Source organism: Paracholeplasma brassicae (genome assembly GCF_000967915.1).
Classification (GTDB): domain Bacteria; phylum Bacillota_I; class Bacilli_A; order Acholeplasmatales; family UBA5453; genus Paracholeplasma; species Paracholeplasma brassicae.
In genome coordinates, this window is record NC_022549.1 from 750,320 (window position 1) to 761,600 (window position 11,281).

General features: G+C 35.7%; 11 protein-coding genes and 1 tRNA gene. 8 read left to right on the forward strand and 4 right to left on the reverse strand.

Annotated elements, in window-relative coordinates; translation table 11 throughout:
• The first annotated feature begins 109 nt into the window (after positions 1–109).
• From BN853_RS03425 to BN853_RS03450, 6 genes are all read left to right on the forward strand, one after another.
• Positions 110–1,882 carry an ABC transporter ATP-binding protein gene (locus BN853_RS03425; protein ID WP_030004553.1) on the forward strand — a complete coding sequence of 591 codons (1,773 nt, stop codon included), beginning with the start codon at positions 110–112 and terminating at the stop codon, positions 1,880–1,882.
• Positions 1,875–3,713, forward strand: coding sequence for an ABC transporter ATP-binding protein (locus BN853_RS03430; protein WP_030004554.1), 1,839 nt, complete (start codon positions 1,875–1,877; stop codon positions 3,711–3,713). The genes BN853_RS03425 and BN853_RS03430 overlap by 8 nt, the downstream gene beginning before the upstream one ends.
• Complete coding sequence (locus tag BN853_RS03435) at positions 3,710–4,156, forward strand: MarR family winged helix-turn-helix transcriptional regulator (protein ID WP_030004555.1); 447 nt, start codon at positions 3,710–3,712, stop codon at positions 4,154–4,156. Before BN853_RS03430 ends, BN853_RS03435 begins: the two co-directional genes overlap by 4 nt.
• Positions 4,157–4,218: 62 nt before the next feature.
• On the forward strand, positions 4,219–4,419 hold the full coding sequence (locus BN853_RS03440) for a hypothetical protein (protein ID WP_030004556.1): 201 nt from the start codon (positions 4,219–4,221) through the stop codon (positions 4,417–4,419).
• 163 nt (positions 4,420–4,582) lie between these two features.
• Entirely contained in the window at positions 4,583–5,041 is a 459-nt protein-coding gene (locus tag BN853_RS03445) for a VOC family protein (protein WP_030004557.1), read from the forward strand.
• A gap of 81 nt (positions 5,042–5,122) precedes the next feature.
• Complete coding sequence (locus BN853_RS03450) at positions 5,123–6,229, forward strand: alkaline phosphatase family protein (protein WP_030004558.1); 1,107 nt, start codon at positions 5,123–5,125, stop codon at positions 6,227–6,229.
• Between the two features lie 64 nt (positions 6,230–6,293).
• Here BN853_RS03450 and BN853_RS03455 read toward each other — a convergent pair.
• A tRNA-Lys gene (locus BN853_RS03455) sits at positions 6,294–6,369 on the reverse strand.
• Positions 6,370–6,499: 130 nt separating this feature from the next.
• Here BN853_RS03455 and BN853_RS03460 point away from each other — a divergent pair.
• The gene (locus tag BN853_RS03460; protein ID WP_030004559.1) at positions 6,500–7,054 is read left to right on the forward strand and encodes an NUDIX hydrolase; all 555 of its coding nucleotides are present in this window, start codon (positions 6,500–6,502) and stop codon (positions 7,052–7,054) included.
• On the forward strand, positions 7,047–7,694 hold the full coding sequence (locus BN853_RS03465; RefSeq protein ID WP_030004560.1) for an HAD family hydrolase: 648 nt from the start codon (positions 7,047–7,049) through the stop codon (positions 7,692–7,694). The genes BN853_RS03460 and BN853_RS03465 overlap by 8 nt, the downstream gene beginning before the upstream one ends.
• A gap of 56 nt (positions 7,695–7,750) precedes the next feature.
• Here BN853_RS03465 and BN853_RS03470 read toward each other — a convergent pair whose 3' ends face one another.
• The 3 genes from BN853_RS03470 to BN853_RS03480 all read right to left on the reverse strand — a co-directional run bounded on the left by BN853_RS03470 (position 7,751) and on the right by BN853_RS03480 (position 11,271).
• Positions 7,751–8,578, reverse strand: coding sequence for an IS3 family transposase (locus BN853_RS03470; protein ID WP_030004561.1), 828 nt, complete (start codon positions 8,576–8,578; stop codon positions 7,751–7,753).
• Between the two features lie 35 nt (positions 8,579–8,613).
• A complete protein-coding gene (locus tag BN853_RS03475; protein ID WP_030004029.1) occupies positions 8,614–9,333 on the reverse strand; it encodes a helix-turn-helix domain-containing protein in 720 nt (239 codons plus the stop codon).
• 99 nt (positions 9,334–9,432) lie between these two features.
• Complete coding sequence (locus BN853_RS03480) at positions 9,433–11,271, reverse strand: glycoside hydrolase family 13 protein (protein WP_030004562.1); 1,839 nt, start codon at positions 11,269–11,271, stop codon at positions 9,433–9,435.
• Positions 11,272–11,281 lie beyond the last annotated feature (10 nt).

The window sequence follows — 11,281 nt, forward strand, 5'->3', positions numbered from 1 at the left end:
AAGGACACGATTCGATGTCCTTGTTTTTATAAAACATTTTTGTTGACTGCTCAACAAAGAAGTGATAAAATGCTAACAGTTGAGTAGTCAACAAGATTGGAGATTCATTATGTTAAAACTAGCAAAATACTTTAAGTGGTGGTATTACCCACTCATTATCTTAATTGTGGCCTTAATCTACATTCAAATTGAATTTGACTTAAGATTAATCGATAAAGTCGCAGATATTATTCGAAGTATCGGTATAGCCGATACGACAGGCACGCCACAAACCGATGAAATTCTTTCGATAGGACTCAGTATGATTTTAATCACACTTGTTAGCATATCGACAACCATTTTAGCGAGTTTTTTAGCCTCACGCATCGGCGCAAACCTCTCAAAGAATTTGCGTAAACAATTGTATTTAAAGGTGGATGGATTCTCATTAGAAGAAATCAATCAATTTTCAACGTCCTCACTGATTACAAGAACTTCAAATGACATTCAGCAAGTACAAATGGTGATGATTATTTTACTTAGAATGGCCATCACAGCACCTATGATGGCAATCAGAGGTGTGTTAAAGATTTCAGGGCTAAGTAATGAGCTTTCGATCATAACCGCCATTGGGGTTATCTTTATTTTAACGGTGATCAGTGTTATCTTCGTTTTTGTTACACCAAAATTTAAGGTGATGCAAGAACAAAATGATGAGCTTAATTTAGTCACAAGAGAAAACCTAGTCGGGCTAAGAGTTGTTCGTGCACACAACGCTCAAGAGATTGAGAAAGATAAATTTGAAAACATCAATGAACGCATCACGAGACTTAACTTGTTTGTTAATCGTGGGATGCAGTTATTAATGCCAAACATGGCTTTAGCAATGAATGGGGTCAGTTTAGCCATTGTTTGGCTAGCTGCGGTATTAATTAATCAAGGCAACTTAGGACAAAACGGTTACGATGGCATCGCGATTCAAACACAATTTACGACGTATTCGATGCAAATTCTAATTAGTTTTATGATGCTTACCATGCTCTTTATTATGATTCCAAGAGGCCAAGTATCAGCAAAGCGTATTAGAGAAGTCCTTAACACCAAAACAAAGATTAAAGACCCAGTTAATCCAAAGACAATAAATAAAGAAGAAGCGATTCATATTAAGTTTGAAGATGTGTGTTTTAAATACCCAAATGCGGAAGAATGTGTCATTGAAAATGTCAATTTTGAAGCAAATATGGGACAAACGGTGGCTTTCATTGGATCAACCGGTAGTGGAAAATCAACCATCATTAATCTAATTCCTAGATTTTATGATGTGACTCACGGTTCGATTAAAATTAATGACATCGATATCAGAGACCTGAAACAAACGGATTTGATCGATTTGGTTGGTTATGTGCCACAAAAAGGGATGTTATTTCAAGGTGACATCCAATCGAATTTAAGATTAGGAAATGAACATGCCACGGACGAAGAATTATTAAGTGCGCTTGAAATATCGCAATCTAAGGAGTTTGTTATGGCTTTAGAAGATAATCTTAACGCACCCGTATCCCAAGGTGGTAAAAACTTTTCTGGTGGGCAAAGACAGCGCTTATGTATTGCAAGAACGATTGTCAAACAACCTAAAATTTACATATTTGATGATTCGTTTAGTGCGCTTGATTATCAAACCGATCGTAAACTAAGAAGAGAACTGGAAAAAACGACGAAGAACGCGATTAAATTGATTGTGGCACAGCGCATTAGCACCATACTTCACGCGGATCAAATTGTTGTTTTAGAAAATGGCAAAATTGTCGGTAAGGGCACACATAAAGAGCTATTAAAGACAAATCATGTGTATCAGGAAATGGCATATTCTCAATTGTCTGAGGAGGAACTAGCTCATGAATAAACGAGTAAATAACACACAATCACGCGGACCAGGGCATGGCCCAGGACACGGTATGGGTGCCGTTCAAAAACCTAAAAATATGAAAAAGTCATTAATGAAATTGCTCAACAGCATGAAAGGTTACCAACTTTGGTTACTAATTGCGTTTTTATTTGCTGGAATGTCTACCGTATTTAATATTTTAGGACCGACCTTGTTAGGTGATATTACGAACGTTGTGCATTTATCGGTTAAAGAAGGTACACAAATCGATCTTGATAAAATTAGACAAATAGCGATACTCTTAATCGTCTTATATCTACTAAGTATGATTTTTAATATTATTCAATCGTTTATCTTAACGCGAGTAACTCAAAGCACAGTTAAGCAATATCGAACACAAATATCAAGAAAAATTAATCGATTGCCACTGGCGTATTTTGACAACAAAAGCTATGGTGAGGTTTTATCAATTGTAACAAATGATATTGATACCATCGGTCAAGCGTTAAACCAATCGGTCTCACAATTGATTACATCGACTACCTCAATTATTGGTATTGTCGTTATCATGATTACCATCAGTATTCAATTATCGATTGTATCATTTGTCGCAATTCCACTTTCGTTTGTTGCGATTATGATTGTGATGAAGTTTTCACAAAAATACTTTAGATCGCAACAAAAGAGTTTAGGGAAAATCAATGGTCACATCGAAGAAATCTATTCTGCACATAACGTTGTAAAAGTATTCAATGCATCAAATAAAAACTTAGAAAAATTTGAAACTTACAACAATGAAATGGAAAAAAGTGCCTACATGAGCCAATTTCTTTCTGGCTTAATGATGCCAATTACGACATTTATTTCAAATTTATCGTTCCTTGCTGTTGGTGTTTTTGGTGGCATATTGACCGTGAGAGGCGTTATCTTAATCGGCGATATTCAGTCAATGATTCAATACAATCGCAGGGTCTCACAGCCACTCGGGCAGATTGCTCAATCATTTAACCAAGTTCAAAGTGCAATCGCTGCATCTGAACGTGTGTTTGAATTCTTAGAACAAGCTGAAATGAAAGATGAATCTAATCTTCATCAATCAGTCAATTTACTTGAAGGAAACGTTACCTTTAAACACGTTAAATTCGGTTATCAATCAGATAAAATAATCATTAAAGACTTTAATTTAGAAGCAACAAAAGGTCAAAAAATCGCGATTGTTGGACCAACAGGTGCAGGTAAAACAACCTTAGTGAACTTGATTATGAAATTCTATGAAATCAATGAGGGGGATATTTTGTTTGATGGCGTTAGTATTCATGAATTAAGCCGTGAGAAGATTGCCGATTTATTTGCGATGGTCTTACAAGACGCTTGGTTATTCAAAGGTACTATTTATGACAACCTAACGTATGGATCTAAAAACGTTACTCAAGAAGAAGTCATTAAGGCTGCTCAAATGGCGAATATTCATCACTTTATTGAATCACTTCCAAACGGTTATCAGATGATTCTAGATGAAGAATCGGGTATTTCACAAGGACAAAAGCAGTTGTTTACAATTGCTAGAGCCATGGTAAGAAATGCACCGATGTTGATTCTTGATGAAGCAACCTCAAGTGTCGACACAAGAACAGAAGTATTAATTCAAGAAGCGATGGATAAACTAATGCATGGCAGAACGACATTTGTTATTGCCCACCGTCTCTCAACAATTAAGAATGCAGACATCATCCTTGTGATGAATGAAGGCGACATCATCGAATCGGGTAATCACGAAACGCTATTAAAACAAAATGGTTTTTATGCCAACCTCTACAACAGTCAGTTTGAAAAGGTTGAACAAGTATGAGTGAAAAGCACATTGACTACGACTATTTAAGTCTAACTCAAGAACTTCACAGTTTAACAAAAATGATTCATCAATCGTTAGATGATCAAATTAAAGATTTTAATATAAGCCGACTTCATGCACCATACATTAAACTGTTGTCTGTTTTTAAGACAGGATTAACCCAAAAAGAACTAACCAGTAAATTAGGTGTCGATAAAGCAAATACGTCAAGAGCGATCAATGATTTAGTCAAAAAGAATTACGTGAAAAAAGATTTTCAAGAAAACTTGGAAATCAATTATAAACTGGTGTTAACCGAAAAAGGCCTTGCACTATCAAACACCTTGATGAAGACCGTTGAAGACAAATACGTGGAATTATTTAGTGTCTTAGAGCTAGAAGAACTAGAAACGTTCAGACGAATTGTGAAGAAAATAACGTCTAGTGCAATCATTAAATAATTTTACTAGGTAAGAAAATACTTTTTGTGATATAATATATTTGGGGAAAGAAGGTATTAAGTATGGCTTGGAGCAATGAATCTCGCATAATTGGCGAAAAAGTACAAGTATTGAATGAAAAAGAAATGGGCGTAATTACAAGAATTGATTACGAACGTAAGTTAATCTATGTTTTATTTAAACGTTTAAGAGAAGAAGCTTACCCTTACCCAGAAGCATTCGAACAAAATTATTTAACTGTAAAAATGAGCAGTAACCGATAGTTAATAAACTTATGAATGAAATCAGGCAATCAATGCCTGATTTTTTATCGTTTCTAAAAAATAATAATAATTCACATAAAATACCTATTTTTGAAAACGCTAACATTTAATCTTGTATTTCGATTTGAAGATTGATATAATCTAGGTATGAGAGGTGAAAGCAATGCAAACAATACATCCATTCCTGTGGTTTAACGACAACTTGGAAGATGTTATTGCGTACTATCTTGAAGTCTTTAAAGATAGTGAAGTGCTAGAAAAGCGGGAGCATTACGATGGTCCATTGAAAGGGAAGTTATTCCAAGCAACGTTTCGCTTAAATGACTTAATCTTTATGGCAATCAACGGCGGTCCATATGTGAAATTTAGTGGCGCAGTTTCGTTTTTAGTAAGTTGTGATTCACAAGAAGAACTAGATTATTACTACGATACCTTAGGTAAAGATGGTAAAATCGAAAATTGTGGTTGGTTAGTTGATAAATTTGGTGTGACATGGCAGATTGTCCCAAAACAATTAATGAACCTATTAGGATCTTCTGATCTTGAAAAAGTCGGCAGAGTAACACGAGCAATGTTACATATGGAACGACTAAATATTGAACAATTATTGAAAGTCGAATAAGAATGTAAAAACGTGAATGTTTGATTATTCACGTTTTTCTTTAATCCAAATACAACAAGATAAAAGAAAAGGGGACCACCTGTGAAAACCGTTTATCCTAATTATCAAAACTCAATCTTAAATGTTTCAGCAACGATTCTTAAGCATTACGGAGTAACAAGTCCTTACGACTCAATTCAGTTGCTAGAAAACGAATTAAATATGAATCCAAAGCACGTGATGTTAGTATTACTTGATGGGCTTGGCGTTAATATCATTAAGAACAATACGAGCAAGGACTCTATATTTAGAACGTTAATGAAAGCTGAAATTACCTCTGTTTTTCCACCTACAACAGTAGCTGCAACAACAAGCGTTATCTCAGGGCTACCCCCGTTTTCACATGGTCACATCGGATGGACACAATACAATAAAAAAGATGATTCGAATACCGTTGTTTTTATGAATGAAGATTTTTATGACAAAACAAAAGTACTAAAAGAGAACTTTCAACGAAGAGATTTAAGCTATGAAACCATCTTTACAAAAATCAAACGAGCCAATCCCAATCTTCACGTCTATGAAGTGTTTCCGAGTTTTAGAGATAATGGGTTTGATACATTCAAGGCTCAAGTCGATCACTTAATTAATGTCAGTAAGGGTAAAGCTAGCTTTAGCTATTGTTATTGGGTTGAACCAGATAAAACCATTCATGAGACAGGAACAAAAGATCCACAGTTAACCAAATTAATTGGACAACTTGAAAAAGAAGTTAAACGTCTAATCACAAACGTCGCTAAAGATACTTTAATTGTGTTGATCGCTGATCACGGATTAGTGGATGTCAAGCCGATTAATATCAATAACGAACAAACGCTTTTAGAAACCCTAAGACGTATGCCTTCGGTTGAACCAAGGGCGTGTGCATTTTATCTAAAAGATGGGATGCATGAAGCGTTTAAAAATGAATTTAAAAGGCTATTTAAAAAGAATTTCATTTTGTTAACTAGAAAAGAATTTTTAGAAACGAAATTGCTTGGTGATGGGGTAAAACATCCGTTGTTAAACGAATTTATTGGTGATTATATGGCCATAGCCAAATCAAACTACATGATTCAACTAAAAGAAGTGAATCAGTTTAAAGCGCATCACGCTGGTCTTTTAAAAGATGAAATGATGGTCCCTTTAATCATGCACCATCAATCCTAACAAGGCATTTGAGTTAGAAATAAACAAAAAACGCTACCTCACTGAGATAGCGTCTTATTTTTAATGGTACACCCGCACGGGCTCGAACCGTGGACCCACTGATTAAGAGTCAGTTGCTCTACCGACTGAGCTACGGATGCATCTTATTTTTAGCGCAAAATTATGATAACATATTTAAAAAATAATTACAACACTATTTTGAATTTAAATGTGAAAATCATGCAATTATGTTGTATCATATAAGGGTAAGTTTCAAGGAGGTAATCAGAAATGTTTGAAATAATATCGAATTATGAGCCTAAGGATTCATTTGAGATTGAAGATAAAAAGCAGTTTCTTCAAGCAATCAGCTTATTCAAAGAAGAATTAGTGAATCGCCACCCAATGATGCACTTTACTGCCTCATCGATTATATTTAATGAAACGTTTGATCAAATGCTCATGATTTATCATAAGATGTATGACTCATGGAGTTGGACGGGTGGTCATTTAGATGGCAATACGGATTTCTTAGAAGTAGCTAAAAAAGAAGCAATTGAAGAGACTGGTGTGAGCGAGCTAAAAGTCATTTCTTCAGGCCCTGTCAGTATTGAAGCATTACCGGTTTGGTTTCACGTCAAACGCGGTTTACCCGTAAGTTCGCATATGCACTTAAACGTATCGTTTGCTTTTGTGGCTAGTGATAAAACAAAGTTAATCATCAACCATGAAGAAACAAATGGGGTTCGATGGATTAAGATCAGTGAGTATAAAAAATACGTCACAGAACCGGAAATGTTTCCAATTTACGACAAAATAATTAAGAGGGTGATCAATCATGATTAAAGCAATTTTATTCGATTTAGACGGGACGTTATTAAATACATTAGACGATATAAAAAATAGCGTTAACTATATGTTAAAGAAGCACGGATTCAAGGAGCGAACTTTAGATGAAATCAGATCGTTTGTTGGTGATGGGGCAAAACAAATGATTGAGCGTTCGATTGGTTTTACAGAACCCAAAGAACAAGTACTTGAATGCTTATCGACTTATGAGGCGCATTATGAAATACACAAGGCGGATTTAACAAAACCTTATGATGGGGTTTATGATTTGTTAAATCAATTAAAAGAAAAAAACATTCGCTTAGCGGTCGTCTCAAACAAGCCAATGCCACAAGTAATTCCATTGATTGAAGGACTGTTTCCAGGTTACTTTGAAGTGATACTTGGCGAAACGAGTGAACTAAAGAGGAAACCATCGCCAGAAATGTTATTTTATGCCATCGAGGCGCTTGAGCTTAGTAAAGAAGACGTCTTGTTTGTGGGCGATTCCGATGTGGACATGCAAACGGCAATCAATGCAAACGTGGATGCGATCGCGGTTTTATGGGGATTTAGAGATGAAACGGTATTAAAAAAATATCAACCAAAGTACATTGTAAATCATCCAAAAGAAATTTTAACGATTATTAATAAATGAGGAAAAGACCACCAGTACAATTGAACCGCCCCCTGTCAAGTAGACAGTGGAAATAATTAAATAACTGATTCAATTTTTAAGGCTTGATTCCGAAATTCCATCGGAGTTAAGCCTTTTAGTTTTTCTTGGTACCTTTGTTTATTATAAAACTGGATGTATTGATCAATCGCTACTTTGAGTTGATTGATGTCGTGAAACTGGGTTAAATAGTACATTTCTGATTTAAGTGTACCCCAAAAACTCTCCATCGGTCCATTATCAATACACCTACCAACTCTAGACATACTGACTGTCATGCTTCTAGAAGTGAGCTTCTTTTGAAACACTTTATTCGTATATTGATACCCGCGGTCACTGTGTACCATCGGTTTGGCTTCCGGATTAAGTTGGAATGCTTTCTCGAAGGTTTCATTTACCAGTTGGTTATTATTCGATATACCCATTTTGTAACTGATAATACTGGTATCACACAGATCGATGATGGCACTTAAGTATAACTTAGTATTCGATCCAATCACCTTGAACTCGGTAACGTCTGTTAACCATTTCTCATTGGGATTATTAGCCTCAAATTGTCTGTTTAAGACATTCTCTGCTGTGATCTCTGGTCTTACTTTAATATACCCCTTACGCACTCTACGGATAACCGACGATACACCTAATTTCTTCATCAATCGTCTGATGCGTTTTACATTATAGTTCGTTTGATTCCGCTTATTAATCCATAAAGTCATCCGTCTATAGCCTAAGATACCTTTAAACTCATCATGATATTCAAGAATCAATTGAGATAACTCATGATTAATCTTTTCTTCATTTGTTTCTTCATGTTTTAACCACTTATAATAGCTGCTACGAACAATCAAAAGGATTTCACATAACACCAAAATAGGATAGTTTTTTGCCTCATGAAGCCCTTTTATCGTTTTGTATTTGGCTTCTTGGCGGATCTTGCTAAAATATCCCTCCTTTCGATCTCCTGGAATTTTTTTATGACTTCAGCCTCCATCTCCAGACGTTCATTCTTCCGTCTTAGAAGCTCAACTTCACGTTTTAGTTTCTCAATTTCACTTAGATTCTCTACAGGCTTTCTCTTGCCTCGTTCGTCCTTTAAACCAGCTTCACCTTCTACGTTGTATTTTCTGACCCAGTTATACACTTGTGAGTAGGCTGTCTCAAACTTCTCCGCTGCGAGTTTATATTCAAAGTTATGTTCAATCGTCCATTTCACTATATCTAACTTTTCTTCATAACTCACTTTTCTTGATTTCGCCATATAAACATACCCCTTTGGATCATACGCTTTGATCTCGTTATGTCTATTATACTTGGAAACCCAACTCTTAATCATTGAGTCTGATGTTATTTGATATTGTTTGGCCAGTTCTGCGTATGATCCTTTGCCATCGTGGTAAGCTTTAATCACCTCTAATTTGAATGATTTCATATAACTTTGGTTTCTTGGTTTATCCTCAAATGCCATACTTCCCATCGATTCATAGTTCCTGACCCATTGTTTAACACTGGATACGTCACATCCTAATTCACATGCGATTTCTAACATTGACTTGATTCCTGTTTGATATGCTTTGATTGCTTTGATTTTTGTTTCTTTACTGAATCTTGGTGTTCTTGACATAAGAAAAATCCCCTCTCTGTACACTTCTACAAACTTTAATTATTTGTAGTGTCTACTTTAAGGGGATCATATCAAATGAAAACTGGCGGTCTTTTTTTGTTATTTTGTTGATTGTTTGATAATAAGTGAACCAAATGGCTTTAAGGTAAATTGGTCATCAGAGATTAAATGGTCATTTAATAAACAGTGACCTTCAATGTTAAAATCGAGACTCACGACTTGTGTTTGATTTGAAGCGTTTAAAAAGAAGTATGTCACCTCGAAATCACTAATCTTTTTGTATACGATGACTTGTTGATCATCGTTATGATAAACAAATTCAATGTCACTTGATTTAAACGTAGTGTCTTCTTTTTTAAGTCTGATTAACTGTTTGATACGGGCTTTAAAGTCAAGGTTTTGATCGTTTTCATCCCAAGTCATACAACGTCTGTTATCAGGGTCTCCCTTACCGGTTAATGCGACCTCACCACCATAATAAATGGTTGGTGTACCAGGGAAGCTAAACATAAATAAGTAAGCTAAGTAGGCCAAATCGGTGTTCTCTAAAGAACGGTCTAAAATACGTGCGGTGTCATGAGAATCAACCAAATTAAACATGGCCTCTAAGATTTGTCTAGGATAGCTCGCATAGAGTTTATTGATTAAGAAAACAAACTGACTGGCCTTAATTTTAGGTACATAAGGGTCGTGACCGAAGAATTGCCAGATAGGATAGATTAATTCATAATTCATCACACTGTCAAACTGATCCCCTTGTAGCCAAGGCATTGAGTAGTCCCAGTTTTCTCCAAAGATAAAAGCGTCTTTTTTAGCACTTATTACCGTGTTTCTAAAGGCCCTCCAAAAATCATGACTGACTTCATTTGAAACGTCTAATCGCCAGCCATCGATGTCGTATTCCTTTATCCAGTAAGCCGCCGCATCAAGCAAGTGTTTTCTTGCGATTGGGTTTTCGGTATTCCACTTAGGCATATAAGGTGTAAAGGCAAACGTATGATAATTAGGGACAAGACCAGGTTGGTAAATTGGTCGTTTATTTTCGTTTAGTTTGAAATTGAGAAGTGGCTCGTCTTTGACAAAAAAACAATCGAAGTATGGCGAGTTTTTTCCATGTTTGATCACATCTTGAAAATAAGGATGATCGTAACCACAGTGATTGAATACGGCGTCTAAAACAACCTTAATGCCGCGCTTATGTGATTCATCGACCAGTCGTTTGAAATCGTCGTTTGTTCCAAAGGACGGATCGATTTTAAAATAATCGATGGTGTCATACTTGTGGGTCGAATCCGCTTCAAATAAAGGGGTAAAATAAATGCCTGTAATACCCAAATCGACCAAATAATCGAGTTTTTCGATGATGCCTTTGATGTTACCACCAAAAATCATTTGATTGGTGACTTCCTCTTTTGGATTTCCCCAGGCATGAGTGATTGTGTTTTTAGCGTCAGTCGATCGATTAAATCGGTCTGGAAATATTTCGTACCATACGGTTTCTTTTACCCATGTTGGGATTTTGATTACGTCAACTTCATTGATGAAAGGAAAGTTGAAGTAGTTGAATAAATTGTATTTTTTCTTTTTGTCGTGATCTTCTCTAAGGTCATAGATTTCTCTTGCCCCATAGAGATAGGTGTCATCTAGGATAAAAGCGTATTTTACACGTTTGTGAATTGGTTTAATTGCGATAAAATAATAGTCAAAGACATGATCTGACATTTTCTTAGTCATGACTAGGTCACTGGCGTTTTCATGTTTCCAAGCCCAGTGTATTTGTTTTTCATCAATGGGTTCGTATCGAAATGGGTCACCATAGACAAGTTTGACCTGGTTAAAGTCATCTTTTTGAGTTCTTAACCACAAGTGAAGTGTCTCATTATCATAGGCGTAAGCCATTTCAGATTTAGAACGATGTAGTAAAGCAAATGTGTTCATATTGTGTAAT